Raw genomic sequence first — 16,712 nt, 5'->3', positions numbered from 1 at the left:
CGCGTCACCGAGATGCGCGTCGTGCCGATCGCAGGCCACGACAGCATGCTGCTCAACCTCAGCGGCGCGCACGCGCCCTACTTCACCCGCAACCTGGTGATCCTCACCGATTCCGCGGGCCGCACCGGCGTCGGCGAGGTGCCCGGCGGGGAACGGATCCGCGGCACCCTCGAGGAGGCCCGCGGCCTGGTGATCGGCCGCGGCCTCGGCGAACACCACGCCGTGCTCGGCGACATCCGGCGCACCTTCGCCGCCCGGGACGCGGCGGGCCGCGGCAACCAGACCTTCGACCTGCGGGTCACCGTGCACGCCGTCACCGCCGTCGAATCGGCGCTGTTGGATCTGCTCGGCCAGCACCTGGAGGTGCCGATGGCCGCGCTGCTCGGCGACGGGGTGCAGCGCACCGACGTGCCCGCCCTCGGCTACCTGTTCTTCGTCGGCGACCGCAATCGCACCGACCTGCCCTACCGCTCCCCCGCGGACGAACCGGCCGACGCCGACGACTGGCTGCGCAGGCGCCACGAGGCGGCCATGACCCCCGAGGGCGTGGTCGAGCTGGCCCGCGCCGCACGCGCCCGCTACGGATTCCGCGACTTCAAGCTCAAGGGCGGTGTGCTCGCAGGCGCCGAGGAGGCCGCCGCGGTGCGGGCGCTGGCCGAGGAGTTCCCCGACGCCAGGATCACACTGGACCCCAACGGCGGGTGGCTGCTGCGCGAGGCCGTGCCGTTGTGCCGCGACCTGCGCGACGTGCTCGCCTACGCCGAAGACCCGGTCGGCCCGGAGGGCTCGTTCTCCGGGCGCGAGGTGATGGCCGAGTTCAAGCGCGCCACCGGACTGCCCACCGCCACCAACATGATCGCCACCGATTGGCGCGAACTCGGCCACACCGTCCGCACCGGCGCGGTCGACATCCCGTTGGCCGACCCGCACTTCTGGACCATGGCGGGCTCGGTGCGGGTGGCGCAGCTGTGCGACGCGTGGGGCCTGACGTGGGGTTCGCACTCCAACAACCACTTCGACGTCTCGCTGGCCATGTTCACCCACGTGGCCGCGGCCGCGCCGGGTGAGATCACCGCCATCGACACGCACTGGATCTGGCAGGACGGCCAGCGCATCACCCGCGACCCGTTCCGCATCGTCGAGGGCCGGATCGCCGTGCCCCGGCGCCCGGGCCTCGGTGTGGAACTGGACGAGGAACGGGTCGCCGCCGCCCACGAGCTGTACCTGCGGGCGGGGCTCGGCGACCGGAACGACGCCACCACGATGCAGTACCTCATCCCCGGGTGGCAGTTCGACAGCAAGCGCCCCGCCCTGGTGCGCTGAGCAGGTGGGGGCGAGGCCACCTCGCCCCACCACCGGCCGCATCGACGTCGCCGGGCCGGTCGGCTACCTGCAGCAGACGCTGACCCTCGACACCGACGCCACGATCACGGACCTGCTCGGCATCGCCGACACGCTCGCGGCACTGCGCGCGATCGAGTCCGGCGACGCGGACGAACGACACTTCGACACGATCGGCGAGGACTGGGATCTCGAAGCGCGCGCGGCCCAGGCGCTGCACGAGATCGGCTTCGCCGCAGCCGATCTCGATCGCCGGGTCGGCCAACTGTCCGGCGGCGAGGCGGTGCTGGTCGCCGTCACCGGGTTGCGCCTGCGCCGGACACCCGTCACCGTCCTCGACGAGCCCACCAACAACCTCGACCGGGCCGCGCGCAGCGACCTGGCCGCGCTGATCGACACCTGGCCCGGCACCCTGGTGGTGGTCAGCCACGATCGCGCGCTGCTCGAGCGCATGGACCACACCGCGGAGCTGCACGCCGAGCGGCTGGAGTTGTTCGGCGGGCCCTATTCGGCGTGGCGGCAGCACCTCGACCAGCGACAGGCCGCCGCCGAGCAAGCCGCGCGCACCGCCGCGCAGGTGCTGAAAGCCGAGCAGCGCCAGCGCATCGAGGCCGAGACCGAACTCGCCCGCCGCGAACGCACGGCCCGGGCGACCCAGCAGCACGGCGGCATCCCCCGGATCGTGGCGGGCAATCGTGCCGGCCGGGCCCAGAACACCGCGGCCGCGCTGCGCGGCACGCAGGAGGCGAAGGTCCGCGCGGCCGAACGTGCCCGCGCGGCCGCCGCCGCCCGGGTGCGCCGGGAGGAACGAATCCACCTGGAGTTGCCCGACCCGGATGTGCCGGCGGGGCGGCGGATCGCGGAGAGCGGTGACGGCGCGACCACCGTCGTGATCCAGGGGCCCGAACGGGTGGCGCTGGTCGGACCCAACGGCGCCGGGAAATCGACGGCGCTGGAGACCCTGCTCGGGCGGCGCGCCGCGACGGCGGGGCGGGTCGGCGGCACCCTGTTCACCGATCGCGTCGGATACCTCCCCCAACGCCTGGACAACCTGGACGAGCGGGCGTCGGCGCTGGAGAACCTGCGGACCGTAGCCGACTCGCTGCCACCGGCCGCCCTGCGCAACCAGCTGGCCCGGCTCCTGCTGCGCGGCGCCGCCGTGGACCGGCCGGTGTCGACATTGTCCGGCGGTGAGCGCTTCCGTGTGTCGCTGGCGCGGCTGCTGTTCGCCGACCCACCCGCCCAGCTGCTCGTCCTGGACGAACCGACGAACAACCTCGACATCGCCAGCGTCGAACAGCTGGTGGCGGCACTGTCGGGGTACCGGGGCGCGGTCCTGGTGGTCAGTCACGACGAGCAATTCCTCGCCGACCTCGGCGTCGACACGGTGATCGCACTCGACGCCGGCGGGCGCATCGCGCCGGACGCCGCCCCACCGGCGAACCGCTGACCCGGTATCGGCGAACGGCCCGGCCTTCGGTTGCCGGCCGTTCGCCGATACCGCCTCGGCGGTCCCCGCGCTCCGTATGATCGGAGACGATCCGTCCCGGGTCCGCCGAGATCGTGCGGTACGGCAGCGCGCTCGCGGCCACGGGGCCGACCGGCCCAGCCCGGCGCGCCGGAGTCGATGAATGCCCTGAGCAGCGCGCCGACCCGATAGACCCGACCGAGCAATTCGATTTCGGAGGTGTCGCGATGAAGGCTCTGCAGTATCGGACGATCGGCGCCCCGCCGGAAGTGGTGACGGTGCCCGATCCCGAACCCGGCCCGGGACAGGTGTTGCTGAAGGTGTCGGCGGCGGGGGTGTGTCACTCCGACATCGCGGTGATGTCGTGGCCGGAGAGCGAGTTCCCGTACGAGTTGCCGCTCACCCTCGGCCACGAGGGCGCGGGCACCATCGCCGCGCTCGGCGACGGCGTGCGGGGATTCGCGGTGGGCGATTCGGTGGCGGTCTACGGTCCGTGGGGCTGCGGCACCTGCCACCCGTGCGAAGGCGGCCGGGAGAACTACTGCGTGCGCGCGGGCGAACTCGGCATCTTCCCGCCCGGACTCGGCGCACCGGGCGCCATCGCCGAATACATGATCGTCGACGACGTCCGCCACCTCGAATCGCTGGACGGACTCGACCCGGTGCGCACCGTGCCGCTCACCGACGCCGGGCTCACGCCCTACCACGCCATCAAGCGGTCGCTGCCCAAACTGGTGCCCGGCTCGACGGCCGTGGTGATCGGCGCGGGCGGGCTCGGCCATGTCGCCATCCAGTTGCTGCGCGCGCTCAGCCCGGCGCGGGTGATCGCGCTCGACATCGGCGAGGAGAAGCTGGAACTGGCGCGCCGGGTCGGCGCACACAAGACCGTGACCTCCGACGAGCACGCCGCCGACCGGGTCAAGGAACTGACCGGCGGCCGCGGCGCGACGGCCGTGTTCGATTTCGTCGGCGTGCCGCCCACGACCGCGACCGCCGCGGGCTGCGTGGCGATGGAAGGCGACCTGACGATCGTCGGCATCGGCGGCGGGTCGGTGCCGGTCGGGTTCGGCACCACCCCCTTCGAGGTGTCGGTCACCGCCCCGTACTGGGGCAGCCGGGGCGAATTGCGCGAGGTGCTGGACCTGGCCCGCGCCGGCGCGGTCGAGGTGCACGTGGAGACCTACTCGCTCGACGACGCCCCCGAGGCCTACGAACGCCTGCACAAGGGGCAGATCAACGGCCGCGCGGTGATTCTGCCGAACGGATAGGGCCCGATGTCGACGACGGGCGCGCAGCTCCGACGTTCCCGGTGAGGATGGGCAGCGGCCCCGTCCACGACCGAGGAGCGACCCATGAAGTACGTCATTCTGATCCACTCCAACCCGCAGCCGTGGGGGCACCCGACCGGCGACTACCTGCCTGAGTTCCAGGCGTTGCCCGCCGCGGAACGCGAACGCATCACCGGTGATTTCGAGCGGCTGCTCGGCGAGATGCAGGAGAAGGGCGAACTGGTCACCGGGGAGGCGCTGGGCGCGCCCGAGGCGGCGCGGCTGTACCGGTGGGAGTCGGGGCGGCCGGTGGCGGCCGACGGTCCCTACTCGGAGGCCAAGGAACACCTGGCCGGGTTCTTCCTGATCGATGTGGCCGATCGCGCGCGGGCCGAGGAGATCGCCGCGGTGTTCGCCGGGCCCGGCGAGACCGTGGAGCTGCGCCCGGTCATGTGGCCGGGCGGCGACGATCAGTGACCGGCGCGACGGTGGCGGAGGTGTGGCGCCGGGAGGCGCCACACGTCCTGCTCGCCCTGCTGCGCAGGCACGGCGATCTCGGCGACTGCGAGGACGCGGTGCAGGAGGCCGCCGCCGCGGCGGCCGAGCAGTGGCCCCGCGACGGCATCCCCGGCAATCCGCGCGGATGGTTGGTGCGGGTGGCCGCGCGGAAACTGATCGACCGGGTGCGGGCCGACCGAGCCCGGGCCGAGCGGGAGGCGACCGTCGGCGTCGCCCGGCCCGCAGACGCCGACCTGGCCCCGCCCGCCGACGAAACCGACCACTCCGGCGAGGACACCCTCCGGTTGTTCCTGCTGTGCTGCCACCCGAGCCTGAGCCGCCCGTCCCAGGTGGCGCTGACCCTGCACGCGGTGGCCGGACTGCCGACCGCCGAGATCGCGGCCGCCTACCTCGTCCCGGAACGCACGATGGCGCAACGGCTTTCGCGAGCCCGTCGCACCCTGCGCGCGGCCGGGGCGCGCTTCGAACTGCCCGCCGCCGAGGAGTTGCCCGAGCGGGTGGCCGCGGTGCTCGACGTGTGCCACCTGATGTTCACCGCCGGGCACACCCGCAGCACGGGCGCGTCGGTCCACGACCCCGGCCTGGCCGCCGCGGCGCTGCGCCTCACCCGGCGCCTGCACCGCGCCGTCCCCGACCACGACGAGGTCGCCGGCGCGCTCGCGCTGATGCTGCTCACCCACGCACGCGCCGCCGCCCGCACCGACGCCGCGGGCGAACTCGTCCCCCTCGCCGACCAGGACCGCACCCGCTGGGACCGGACTGCCATCGCCGAGGGCGTCGCCCTGCTCGAGCGGGTGCTACCGCGCGGCCATGTCGGGCCGTATCAGATCCAGGCGGCCATCGCCGCCGTGCACGCCGAGGCCCCCGGCGGGGACAGCACCGACTGGGCGCAGATCGCCGTGCTCTACGGAATGCTCGACCGGCTCGCGCCAGGACCGGCCGTCACCCTCAACCGCGCGGTCGCCGTCGCGATGGCGTTCGGCCCACGCCACGGGCTCGAACTCGTCACTCCCCTGCTCACCGACCCCGCCATGCGCCGCCACCACCGCACCCACGCCGTGCACGCCCACCTGCTCGAGATGAACGGCGACCTCGAGGCCGCCCGTGCCGCCTACACTCGCGCCGCCCAGCTCACCACCAGCACTCCGGAACAGCGCTACCTCAACGCCCGGCTGCGCAAGCTCGCCGCCACCACCGGATAGGCCGCACAGCGCCGCTCGACCGCGGTCGCCGGGCTGGTCCGCCTCGCGAGCGCTCCCGGCGCGTGCGCTAACCGACTGGAACGGTGGCGGGCAGGGCGAAGTGGGTGCGGAGGTCGGCGGCGAGGAACCAGGCCACGTGGTGGATGGCGGTGGGTCCGACGGTGAGCACGAGCACGCCCGCGGGGTGCGCGGTGTGCGGGTCGGTATCGGTCAGGTAGCAGGCGAGGGCGGGCCGGGTGTTGGCGCGGGTCTCGATCAGGTGCAGGCGACGGGCTCCGCGCCAGGTGGTGAAGATGGTGAGGAAGGCGCCGATGGCGGGCAGGCCGTGGTATTCGTGTGGGGCGGGCGGCATGGTCAGCCAGGCGTCGTCGGTGAGCAGGGCGATGACGGCCGCGACGTCGCCCGCGGTGAACGCTTCGGCGAAACGGGCGGTCAGCTCGCGTTCCCGCGGGCTGTCGGGCAGCTCGACCGATTCGCGGTCGATCCGGTGGCGGCGCAGCTGCTCGCGGGCGCGTTGCAGCGCGCCCTTCACCGCGGTGGCGCTGGTGCCGAGCATGGCCGCGACCTCGTCGGCGGGAAAGCCGAGGACATCACGCAGCAGCAGCACCGCCGACTGGCGGGGCGGTAGGTGTTGCAGCCCCGCGACGAACGCCAGCTCGACGGACTCGCGTGCGTGGTAGCGGGCCTCCGGGCCTGCGGCCGGGGCGGCGACCCGGTCGAGCAGGCGGTCCGGGTAGGGCTCCAACCAGGTGACCGTGCTGCGGCGGCTGGGTTCGGGCGGGTCGAACGGCGGGTCGGGCTCGGGCGGGCGGCGACGGGCGTTGTCGCGCATGGCGTTCAGGCAGCGGTTGGTGGCGATCCGGTAGAGCCAGGTACGCAGCGAGGAGCGCCCGGCGAAGCCGCCGAGCCCGCGCCAGGCCGCCAGCAGCGTTTCCTGCAGCACGTCCTCGGCGTCGGTGAGCGAACCGAGCATCCGGTAGCAGTGCACCTGCAGCTCGTGCCGGTAGGGGTCGGTGAGGGCGCGGAAGGCGTCGTGGTCGCCGGCTCGCGCGCGCTCGAGAATGTCCGGATCCACCGGGGCATCGTCGCACGGGGCGGTGACGCGCTCCGGGACCGTTCCGTTCCGGCGACGGGCGGTGTCACCACAACGACCGACCCCGAACCGGATGGAGGAAATCCCGTGACCGAGACACCCACCCGCACCGTCCTCGACGATCTGGCGAGCACGATCGCCACCGTCGCCGATCTCGTCGCCACGATCGGCCCCGACCACTGGCAAGCGGCGACACCCTGTCCGGCGTGGACCGCCCGCGACCTGGTGAACCATCTCGTCCTCGGCACTCGGCTCTGCACCGCGGCGCTGACCGGAACATCGGAATCGGCGGCGGGCACACTGGACCCGGCGCTGGTCGACGCACTCGGCGCGGATCCGGCGAGCGCGTACCGGAGCGCGGGCGAGGCCCTGCTCGCCGCCTTCGGGCGGCCCGGCGCGGCGGACCGGATCGTGCACATGCCGTTCGGCGCCGTGCCCGGGACCGTCGCGGCGCACCTGCGGCTGACCGAGGAACTGGTGCACGGCTGGGACCTGGCGACCGCGCTCGGCACCCGGCCACCGTTCACCGATGCCGCGGCAGAGCGGGCGCTCGCGTTCACTCGCGCCACGCTCTCCGAGGTCCCCGCCGACCGCAGCCCGTTCGCGCCGCCGCGGCCCGCGCCGGCCACGGCCATACCGGTGGAGCAACTCGCCGCCCTCCTCGGCCGCCCGGTGCGCTGATCGAGACCGGGCCGCCCGCGCTGACATCGCGCATCGTTTCCGCATCGTTTTACCGACGGGCAGCGGGGTACGCGGCAAACATCCCGCGTCGGGCGGTCCGCCTCGGTGGCCGCTCGCTCGATCCGGGCCTCCCGCCCCCGACAGAGAGCGAAACACCATGACAGCGCACCGTTCCGAGGATCGCCCTGCCCTGCGGCACCGCCGTCCCGAGGGCGTCGACGACCAGACCGTCGCAGCCGCGGGCAAGCTCTCCGAGGCGCTGGAGACCATCGAGCGAGCCCGCGGCCACCTGTACTCGTTCCACCAGCTGACCGGCGGCGCCGACTTCCTGCTCGACGAGGCGGTGGCGTTGCTGCGCGACGCCGGACACCCCGAACTCGCCGACCGCATCGCCACCGAGCTCGTCGGGCGCAACGTGTTACCCGATCGCTGGACGTTCCAGATCGTCGAGGAGTACGACGAGGGCTACTACGCGCTGTTCCGCGAACTCGACCGCGCCGTCCGCGAGCAGTTGCTGGACGGGCGCACCCACGTGTTCGAAGCCGAACTCAAGGAGGCGCGGCGCACCCACGGCCGCGCGGGGCACTCCGCCGGACCCCGCTGACCACTCGGAAGCACCCGGAGCCGGATCGCTTCCGGGCCGGCGCATTCCAGGGCGGCTCATTCCAGAGCCGGTTCATTCCAGATCGATGACGACCTTCACCTCGTCGCCGGTGTCGCCGAACGCCTCGACCGCGCGTTCGAGGGGCACCCGTCGGGTGATCATGGCCGCCAGCCACGCCGGGTCGGCGGCCGCCAGCGCGTCCGCCGCGGCGCGATAGTGGCGCTGGTTGGCGTTCACCGATCCGACCACCACGTCGTTCTCCAGCACGATGGACCGGTTGAGGCCGCCGGTGTCCACCTCGAACGGCCGCCCACCGGTGGACACGCCGGTGAGGCAGGTGATCCCGTAGTGCGCGGTGCCCGCCATCGCGGCGACGACGAGGGCGCTCACCCCGGTCGCCTCGATCACGACGTCCGGATGCGTCTCGGCGATCACCCCCGCCACGTCGCCGTGGTGATAGGTGGCGCCCAGGCCCCGCACCAGAGCGGGTTTCGGGCCGTCGGTCACCCGGTCCAGCACGTGCACCTCGAGTGCGCGCTGGACGCCCATCAGCGCGGCGAGCAGCCCGATCGGCCCCGCGCCGGTCACCAGCACGGTGCGCGGCTCGAACCAGCTGCGTCCGCCGATGCGTTCGATCTGCTCCCACGCCTTGGCCAGCACGCTGGCCGGTTCCAGCAGCACGCCGAGGTGGCCGAGCTCCGGGTCGACGCGCACCGCGTAGTCGGTCTCGACCGTCCACAGTTCGCTGCCGAACCCGTCGAGTTCCTTGATGCCGCGTTCGCGGTAGCGGCCGTTGCGGCACATGTCGAACTCACCGTGCGCGCACGCCCCGCACGGCACCGGATCGGGCCTGCGCACCACACCGGCCACCAGCTCGCCCTCGGCGAATCCCGAGCCCGGCGGCGCCTGCACGACCCGGCCCAGCGACTCGTGCCCGAGCACCAGCCGGTCCCGCCCCGGCGGCGCCCACCCGTACTCCGCGGCACCGATCTCCTTGTCGGTGCCGCAGACGCCGAGCGCGACCCCGCGCACCAGCAGTTCGTCCGTTCCCGCGACGGGATCGGGCAGTTCCTCGACCTGTACCGACCCCGCCCGCCCCGGCTGCACAGTGATGGCCCGCATGCCCTCCGGCTACCCGCGCCGCCGTCGCTCTACCCCGCGGGTCTCAGATCAGCAACTGGTGCTGCGGCGGCCCGCTCGCGGCGGATTCGGCGGGCGCCGACCGCCCGAGCATGGTGGCGGCCGCGGCCTGCCAGAATTCCAGCACCGACCGATCGCCGTGTCCGCGCCGGATCGGCGCGCTGAAGGCGAGCCCGCGGGCCAGTTCGACGGTCAACATCGCCACCTGCGGATAGTGCGGGTGGGCAGCGATCTCGGGACCGAACAGCTCGGTGAGCTGCTCGCGCAGTCGCGCACCGATCTTCTCGACCAGCGGCACCAGGCTGGTGTGCAGGGCCGGGTTCGTCCGTGCGGCGGACCACAGCTCCATTTCGGCGAGAAAGTCCGGGCCGGAGAACAATTCGCGCACCGCGGCGATGGCGGCGACGAGCCGGTCGGCGGGTGGGCGGGCGGCGAATTCGTCGATGATGCGTTGCGCGCGGGTCGCGCGGCGGCCGACGAGTTCGTCGATGACCGCCGCGAGCAGGTCCTCCCGGGTCGGGAACTGGAACAACAGCGATCCCCTGGACAGCCCGCAGGCGGCCTGCACGGCACGAGTGGTGAGCGCGGAATAGCCGGCATCGGTGAGGATCGCGATGGCCGCGTCGATGATCGCGGCCCGCGCCCGCTCCCCGCGTGCCTGCCGCGCCATGGCCACCTCCCACCGACTCCTTCGCCGCCGGACCGGCGACCGCTTCACTGTATCCAGGGGCTTGACAGTGCTCTGGATCACATCCAGGATGAACTAGTCCGCTTGGACTATTTTTGCCGTTCCCGATCAGGAGTGCAGAGCGTTGCCCGAACTCGTCACCCGCTCCCCCGAACTGCTCATCGATGCCGTCGACCGCTGGGCCGCTACCACGCCGGACCGGATCGCCATCCGCTACGGCGATCGCACCTGGACGTGGTCGCAATGGCGGGCGCGGATCGCCCGGGCGGCCGGCGGCATGCGGGCGGCCGGCATCGGCCCCGGCGACCGGGTGGCGTTCCTGGACAAGAACCATCCCGCCTGCCTCGAGATCGCCCTGGCGGCCGCCTCCCTCGGTGCCGCCGTCACCATCGCCAACTGGCGGCTGGCCGGTCCCGAGCTCGGCTATGTGCTCGCCGACAGCGGCGCCCGCCTGTTGTTCGCCGGCGCCGAGTTCGCCGCCACGGCGGCCGCGGCAGGCACCGGGATCGAACGCATCGTGGTCGTCGGCGGCGAGCACGACGAGTACGAGCGATTCCTGGACACCGCCGAAGCGGCCGAGCCCGATCCGGCGGTCCGCCCCGAGGCCGACGCGCTCGTGATCTACAGCTCCGGCACCACCGGCCACCCCAAGGGCGTCGTGCTCAGCCAGCGGGCGCTGGTGGCACACACGGTCAACGCGGGCACCGGCTTCCCCTTCGACGCGGGAGATGTCAATCTGGTCGCGATGCCGCTGTTCCACGTCGGCGGGATCTGCTACGCGCTGTTCGGCATTCGCGCGGGCGTTCCCTCGATCATGACCCGCGAGCCCACCCCGGCCGCGCTGCTCGGCGCGCTCGCCGCCGGCGCCACGCACACGTTCTTCGTCCCGCCGGTGATCGCGGCCCTGCTCGATGCGGGCGAGCAGGCCACCGCCGCGCTCGGTCGCCTGAAGTACCTCGGCTACGGTGCCGCGCCGATGCCCCTCCCGCTCCTGCGCCGGGCGCTGGACACCTGGCCGGATCTCGCCTTCGTCCAGGTCTACGGCCAGACGGAAGTGTCCGGGGTGGTCACCATGCTGTCCCCCGAGGACCACCGCGGCGACGAGTCGCTGTTGCTGTCGGCCGGACGACCCGTCCCCGGCGCGGAGGTGCGCGTGGTCGATCCGGTGGACCTCACCGAGATCGGCGTCGGCGGGCAGGGGGAACTCTGGTTCCGTACCGACCAGCGGATGACCGGCTACCTGAACCGTCCGGACGCCACCGCCGCGACCGTGACGGCCGACGGCTGGGTGCGCACCGGTGACATCGGCCGGGTGGACGATCGCGGCTTCGTGTTCGTCGAGGACCGGCTCAAGGACATGATCATCACCGGCGGCGAGAACGTCTACGGACCCGAGGTCGAGCGCGTGCTGCTCGCCCATCCCGCCGTCGCCGACGCCGCGGTCGTCGGCGTGCCCGACGACCACTGGGGCGAGTCGGTCCACGCGGTGGTGGTGGCGGGCGAGCCGGTCGAGGCGGCGGACGTCATCGCGCACTGCCGCTCACACCTGGCGGGCTACAAATGCCCGAAGACCGTCGAATTCGTCGCCGAGCTGCCCAGGAACGCCAGCGGCAAGATCCTGAAACGTACCCTGCGCGAACCGCATTGGTCCGGGCGCGCCCGAGCCATCTGACCCGTCGACCGCCGTGCGTCACACCGCTTCGACGACCACCGCGAGGCCCTGGCCGACGCCGATGCACAGGGCCGCCAGTCCCCACCGGCCGCCGGCGCGGCGCAGTTGGTGGATCAGCTGGGTGACGACGCGGCCACCGGAGGCGCCGAGCGGGTGGCCGAGCGCGATGGCGCCGCCGTTGACGTTGACGATCGCGGGATCGAGTTCGGGCCAGTCGGCCAGGCAGGCCAGCGACTGCGCCGCGAAGGCCTCGTTGAGTTCCACCGCGGCCAGATCTCCCCAGCCGATGCCGGCGCGGCGCAACGCGATCTCGGCCGCGCGCACCGGGCCGATGCCGAACACGTCGGGGTCGACCCCGGCCGCCCCACGTCCGGCCACCCGCGCCAGCGGTTCGCGGCCGAGTCGGGCGGCGGCGGATTCGTCGCCGAGCAGCAGCGCCGCGGCGCCGTCGTTGAGCGGTGAGGCGTTGCCCGCGGTGACCGTGCCGTCGGGGCGGAAGGCGGGCTTCAGCCGGGCGAGGGTCTCGACGGTGGTGGCGGGGCGCAGGGATTCGTCGCGCACGAGTTCGCTGCCGGGCACCGCGACCACGTGGTCGTCGTAGAAGCCGCTGTCCCAGGCGCGCGCGGCCAGCTGATGGCTGCGGGCGGCGAACTCGTCCTGTTCGGCGCGGCCGATACCGTAGCGCTCGGCGAGGATCTCGGTGCTCTCCCCCAGCGACACCGTCCACCGGGCGGGCATGGCCGGGTTCACCAGGCGCCAGCCCAGCGTGGTGGAGTGGGCGGTCGCGTTCGCGGCCGGAAACGCCTTGTCCGGCTTGGGCAGTACCCACGGCGCCCGGCTCATCGACTCCACGCCGCCCGCCACCACCAGCTCCGCGTCGCCGGTCTCGATGGTGCGGGAGGCCTGGATGATCGCGTCCATGCCGGACCCGCACAGCCGGTTGACGGTGGTCGCGGGCACGCCGGTCGGCCAGTCGGCCAGCAGCGCCGCCATCCTGGCGACGTTGCGGTTGTCCTCACCGGCCTGGTTGGCCGCGCCGAGTACCACCTCGTCGACGGTGGCGGGGTCGAGGCCGGTCCGTGCGGCCAGCGCGCGCAGCACGTGGGCGGCCAGATCGTCGGGACGGGTGCCGGCCAGGCCGCCCCCGTATCGCCCGAACGGCGTGCGGACACCGTCGTAGACGAACGCGCCGCTCACGACGCCGCCCGCAGCGCGCGCAGGGTCGCCAGTTCCTCGGCGGTCGGGGCGGGCGAGACCGTCGGGTGGTCGGCCACGCGCAGGTCCCAGCCGGTCGCCGCGCGCACCTGCTCGACGGTGACGCCGGGGTGCACGGCGGTGAGCACCAGTTCGCCGGTCTCGTCGGGCCGCAGCACGCCCAGGTCGGTGATCACCAGGGTGGGTCCGGCGCCACGCAGGCCGAGGCGGGCACGCTCGCCGCCGCCGCGGCCGTGCCCGAAGGAGGTGACGAAGTCGACCCGGTCGACGAAGGTGCGCCGCGACTGCCGCACGACCACGAACACCTCACCGCAGGAGGCGGCGATCTCGGGCGCGCCACCCGCGCCCGGCAGCCGCACCTTCGGGTGGTGGTAGTCGCCGCCGATGACGGTGGTGTTGATGTTCCCGAAGCGGTCGAGCTGGGCGGCGCCGAGGAAGCCGACATCGATGCGGCCCGGCTGTAGCCAATAGTTGAACACCTCCGGCACACTGATCACCGCGTCGGCGGTCTCGGCGAGGACGCCGTCGCCGATGGAGGCGGGCAGCCGGTCCGGTTTCGACCCGAGGGTGCCGGATTCGTAGATGAGCACCAGGCCGGGCGCGTGCGTGGTGCGCGCGAGATTGGCCGCGGTGGACGGCAATCCGATGCCGACGAAGCAGCGCCGATCCCCCTGCAGGGCGCGGGCCGCGGCGATCGTCATCATCTCGTCGGCGGTGTACTCGGCCGCGGGCGCGGTGGCGGTCTCGGTGGTGGTCATGCTCGGCTCCCCTGTGCGGCCGCGGCGTGGACGTGCTCGTCCAGCCAGCGGGTGAAGCCGTCCCGGTCGCGGGCGATGGCGTCCCAGGCGGCGTAATGGGCGTTGTCGCGCTCGGAATAGCCCTGCGCGTAGGACGGATGCGCGCCGTCGGGCACCTCGGCGACCGCGGTGACCGCCCAGGCGGGCAGCACGATCGCGCCGGGCACCGGCGTCAGCTCGTCCACGATCTCCTCGACCGTGACCAGGCTGCGGCGCGCGGCCAGCACGGCTTCCTTCTGCACGCCGAGCAGGCCCCACAGCTGCACGTTGCCGTGCCGATCCGCCCGCTGGGCGTGCACGATCGTCACGTCCGGGTTCAGCGCGGGCACGGCGGTGAGCCGTTCCCCGGTGAAGGGGCAGGTGATCGGTTTGATCGTGTCGGTCACCTCGGGCAGGTCGGTGCCGACGTAGCCGCGCAACACCGCGAACGGCAGGCCGGAGGCGCCGGCGACGTAGCGGTTGGCCATGCCCGCGTGGCTGTGCTCCTCGATCTCGAGCGGCACCGGCCAGCCGTTCTGCACCGCGTCGCGGAACCGGTGCAGCGAGCCGACGCCGGGGTTGCCGCCCCAGGAGAACACCAGCTTGCGCGCGCAGCCCGCGCCGATGAGCTGGTCGTAGACCAGATCGGGGGTCATCCGCACCAGCGTCAGGTCGCGGCGGCGCTGCCGGATGATCTCCCGCCCGGCCGCCATCGGAATCAAGTGGGTGAAGCCCTCGAGCGCGACGGTGTCGCCGTCGTGCACGAGGTCGGCGATCGCGTCCGCCAGCGGCGCTATATAGGCCACGAGCCCTCTCCTGTTCGCATCGTGAACATTTGTTCTCATTATGAACACTGGGCAAGGCACCGTCAACCGTCCCGAATTGATCATTCGCACGTATCAATCGGGCCGGAAATAGTATTTGTCCTGACTCAATATCTCTCTCTACCGTGACTCAGGACACAGCCGCAGTCTCGGTAGGACGGAAGGAGGCCCCGATGGAGCTTCGCCATCTGCGCTACTTCGCGGCCGTCGCCGAGACGCGGCACTTCGGCCGCGCGGCCGAACGCCTGCACATGGCCCAGCCCGCGCTGTCGCAAGCCATCCGCCAGCTCGAGGCCGAACTCGGCGCGGCGCTGCTCACCCGCACCACCCGACAGGTCGCACTCACCCCCGCGGGCGAGTTCCTGCTGGGCGAGGCCCGGCGGGTGCTCGACACGCTGGACGACAGCGTGCGCGGGGTGCGCCGGATCGCCGCGGGCAGGCTCGGCCAGGTCCGGCTGGGCTTCACCAGCACCGCGACCCTCTCGCACCTGCCCGGCATCGCGCGGGCCCTGCGGCGCGAACTGCCGGGCGTGGTGCTCGAGGTCCACTCCGACCTGCTCACCGCCGACCAGTGCGAGCGCCTGCGCACCGGCGATCTGGATCTGGGCATCCTGCGCCCGCCGGTGATCGGCGACGGCCTCGGCCTGCGCACCCTCGAGATCGAACCGCTGGTGCTGGCCGTGCCCGCCGACCACCGGCTCGCCCACGAACCCGCGGTAGCGATGGCGGACCTGCGCGACGAGGACTTCCTGCTCTACGCCAACCGCGAATCCATCGTCAACGCCGCGGTGCTGCGCAGCGCCCGAGCCGCCGGGTACACCCCGCGCACCGCGCTCGAGGGCGTCAGCACCGGCGTCCTGCTCGCGCTGGTGGCCGGTGGGCTCGGCATCGCCGTGGTGCCTGCCTCGGCGCGCGCGCTCGCGCTCACCGGGGTGGTGTTCCGCGACCTGCCCGATGCCGAGTCGGTCGAACTGGCGTTGGCCTGGCGCCGCGACAGCGATTCCGAACTCGTCCGTTCCGTGCTCGGAGTGCTCGCCGCCGAGCTCCCCGACCCCCTACCACCCGTCGAGGTCGATCGATGAAAATCACCAGGGTCGAGGCGATCCCGTTCGCCATCCCCTACCGCAAGCCGCTCCGGTTCGCCTCCGGGGAGGTGCACACCGCCGAGCACGTGCTGGTCCGGGTGCACACCGACGACGGCGTCGTCGGTGTCGCCGAGGCGCCGCCGCGTCCGTTCACCTACGGCGAGACCCAGGACAGCATCGTCGCGGTGATCCGCAAGCTCTTCGCGCCGCAGGTCGTCGGACTGACGCTGCTGCAACGGGAGACGGTGGCCGCCCGCCTGGCCCGCACCGTCGGCAACCCGGCCGCCAAGGCCGCGCTGGACATGGCCATCTGGGACGCGCTCGGCCGCACCCTCGACGTGCAGGTGACCGAGCTGCTCGGCGGCTACACCGACCGGCTGCGCGTCTCGCACATGCTCGGTTTCGACGACCCCGCCGCGATGGTGGCCGAGGCGCAGCGCATGCGCGAACGGCACGGCATCACCACCTTCAAGGTGAAGGTGGGGCGCAGGCCGATCGGCCTCGACCTCGCGGTGGTGCGCGCGCTGCGCGAGGGCCTCGGTGAGGAGGTCGAGCTCTACGTCGACGGCAACCGCGGCTGGACGGCCTCCGAATCGGCGCGAGCCATGCGCGAGATGGCCGATCTGGGACTGCTGTTCGCCGAAGAGTTGTGCCCCGCCGACGACGTACTCGGCCGCCGCTGGCTGGTCTCGCAGCTGGACGTGCCGTTCATCGCCGACGAGTCGGTGCCCACCCCCGCCGACGTCACCCGCGAGGTCCTGGCCGGATCCGCCACGGCGATCAGCATCAAGATCGCCCGCACCGGCTTCACCGGCTCCCAGCGCGTACACCACCTGGCCGAGGGCCTCGGCCTGGAAGTGGTGATGGGCAACCAGATCGACGGCCAGATCGGCTCGCTGTGCACGGTCGCCTTCGGCGCCGCCTTCCCGCTGACCTCCCGTCGTGCCGCGGAACTGTCCAACTTCCTCGACGTGAGCGACGACCTGCTCACCGAACCGCTCGACATCCGCGGCGGCGAGCTCACCGTGCGACCCGGCGCGGGCCACGGCGCCGAGATCGACCCCGACAAGCTCGCCCGCTACCGCCAAGACCGCTGACCACAGCCCGGACATACCCACAGCCCGAGAGATACGAGG

The 16,712-nt window shown here is 72.9% G+C and carries 16 protein-coding genes; 10 read left to right on the top strand and 6 right to left on the bottom strand.

What is annotated here, in order from left to right; genetic code table 11:
* The first annotated feature begins 12 nt into the window (after positions 1–12).
* From gudD to AMO33_RS02585, 5 genes are all read left to right on the top strand, one after another.
* The gene (gene gudD / locus AMO33_RS02605; protein ID WP_060590238.1) at positions 13–1,323 is read left to right on the top strand and encodes a glucarate dehydratase; all 1,311 of its coding nucleotides are present in this window, start codon (positions 13–15) and stop codon (positions 1,321–1,323) included.
* A 4-nt stretch (positions 1,324–1,327) separates the two neighbouring features.
* Positions 1,328–2,791: an ATP-binding cassette domain-containing protein gene (locus tag AMO33_RS02600; RefSeq protein ID WP_082668559.1), complete on the top strand. Its 1,464-nt coding sequence runs from the start codon at positions 1,328–1,330 to the stop codon at positions 2,789–2,791.
* A gap of 245 nt (positions 2,792–3,036) precedes the next feature.
* A complete protein-coding gene (locus AMO33_RS02595; protein WP_060590236.1) occupies positions 3,037–4,077 on the top strand; it encodes an NAD(P)-dependent alcohol dehydrogenase in 1,041 nt (346 codons plus the stop codon).
* An 84-nt stretch (positions 4,078–4,161) separates the two neighbouring features.
* On the top strand, positions 4,162–4,554 hold the full coding sequence (locus AMO33_RS02590; protein WP_041561131.1) for a YciI family protein: 393 nt from the start codon (positions 4,162–4,164) through the stop codon (positions 4,552–4,554).
* A complete protein-coding gene (locus AMO33_RS02585) occupies positions 4,551–5,798 on the top strand; it encodes an RNA polymerase sigma factor (RefSeq protein WP_060590234.1) in 1,248 nt (415 codons plus the stop codon). Before AMO33_RS02590 ends, AMO33_RS02585 begins: the two co-directional genes overlap by 4 nt.
* A gap of 67 nt (positions 5,799–5,865) precedes the next feature.
* Here AMO33_RS02585 and AMO33_RS02580 read toward each other — a convergent pair whose 3' ends face one another.
* Complete coding sequence (locus AMO33_RS02580; RefSeq protein WP_060590233.1) at positions 5,866–6,873, bottom strand: RNA polymerase subunit sigma-70; 1,008 nt, start codon at positions 6,871–6,873, stop codon at positions 5,866–5,868.
* Between the two features lie 105 nt (positions 6,874–6,978).
* Here AMO33_RS02580 and AMO33_RS02575 point away from each other — a divergent pair, with 105 nt between their 5' ends.
* The gene (locus AMO33_RS02575; RefSeq protein ID WP_060590231.1) at positions 6,979–7,572 is read left to right on the top strand and encodes a TIGR03086 family metal-binding protein; all 594 of its coding nucleotides are present in this window, start codon (positions 6,979–6,981) and stop codon (positions 7,570–7,572) included.
* Between the two features lie 157 nt (positions 7,573–7,729).
* On the top strand, positions 7,730–8,176 hold the full coding sequence (locus AMO33_RS02570; protein ID WP_060590229.1) for a hypothetical protein: 447 nt from the start codon (positions 7,730–7,732) through the stop codon (positions 8,174–8,176).
* A 72-nt stretch (positions 8,177–8,248) separates the two neighbouring features.
* On the opposite strand, the gene AMO33_RS02565 is transcribed toward AMO33_RS02570, so the two are convergent.
* On the bottom strand, positions 8,249–9,298 hold the full coding sequence (locus AMO33_RS02565) for a glucose 1-dehydrogenase (protein ID WP_060590227.1): 1,050 nt from the start codon (positions 9,296–9,298) through the stop codon (positions 8,249–8,251).
* Positions 9,299–9,341: 43 nt separating this feature from the next.
* Entirely contained in the window at positions 9,342–9,986 is a 645-nt protein-coding gene (locus AMO33_RS02560; protein ID WP_060590226.1) for a TetR/AcrR family transcriptional regulator, read from the bottom strand.
* A gap of 142 nt (positions 9,987–10,128) precedes the next feature.
* Here AMO33_RS02560 and AMO33_RS02555 point away from each other — a divergent pair, with 142 nt between their 5' ends.
* Positions 10,129–11,676: an AMP-binding protein gene (locus AMO33_RS02555; RefSeq protein ID WP_060590224.1), complete on the top strand. Its 1,548-nt coding sequence runs from the start codon at positions 10,129–10,131 to the stop codon at positions 11,674–11,676.
* 18 nt (positions 11,677–11,694) lie between these two features.
* Here the strand turns inward: AMO33_RS02555 and AMO33_RS02550 are convergent, their stop codons facing one another.
* From AMO33_RS02550 to AMO33_RS02540, 3 genes are read right to left on the bottom strand one after another with little or no spacing between them, the layout of a single operon-like run.
* Positions 11,695–12,873 (bottom strand): thiolase family protein, encoded by a 1,179-nt coding sequence (locus AMO33_RS02550; RefSeq protein WP_060590222.1) that lies wholly within the window; start codon positions 12,871–12,873, stop codon positions 11,695–11,697.
* Positions 12,870–13,649 (bottom strand): CoA-transferase subunit beta, encoded by a 780-nt coding sequence (locus tag AMO33_RS02545; protein ID WP_060590220.1) that lies wholly within the window; start codon positions 13,647–13,649, stop codon positions 12,870–12,872. The genes AMO33_RS02550 and AMO33_RS02545 overlap by 4 nt, the downstream gene beginning before the upstream one ends.
* Positions 13,646–14,473: a CoA transferase subunit A gene (locus AMO33_RS02540; protein WP_060590219.1), complete on the bottom strand. Its 828-nt coding sequence runs from the start codon at positions 14,471–14,473 to the stop codon at positions 13,646–13,648. Before AMO33_RS02540 ends, AMO33_RS02545 begins: the two co-directional genes overlap by 4 nt.
* A gap of 191 nt (positions 14,474–14,664) precedes the next feature.
* Between AMO33_RS02540 and AMO33_RS02535 the strand changes: the two genes are divergently transcribed.
* Positions 14,665–15,573 carry a LysR substrate-binding domain-containing protein gene (locus tag AMO33_RS02535; protein WP_011210053.1) on the top strand — a complete coding sequence of 303 codons (909 nt, stop codon included), beginning with the start codon at positions 14,665–14,667 and terminating at the stop codon, positions 15,571–15,573.
* Positions 15,570–16,673 (top strand): mandelate racemase/muconate lactonizing enzyme family protein, encoded by a 1,104-nt coding sequence (locus tag AMO33_RS02530; RefSeq protein WP_060590214.1) that lies wholly within the window; start codon positions 15,570–15,572, stop codon positions 16,671–16,673. Before AMO33_RS02535 ends, AMO33_RS02530 begins: the two co-directional genes overlap by 4 nt.
* The last annotated feature ends 39 nt before the right edge of the window (positions 16,674–16,712 follow it).

It is taken from the genome of Nocardia farcinica (genome assembly GCF_001182745.1).
Lineage (GTDB): Bacteria > Actinomycetota > Actinomycetes > Mycobacteriales > Mycobacteriaceae > Nocardia > Nocardia farcinica.
Note: the sequence above shows the minus strand (reverse complement) of the source record. Positions and strands in the feature narration are given on the sequence as shown.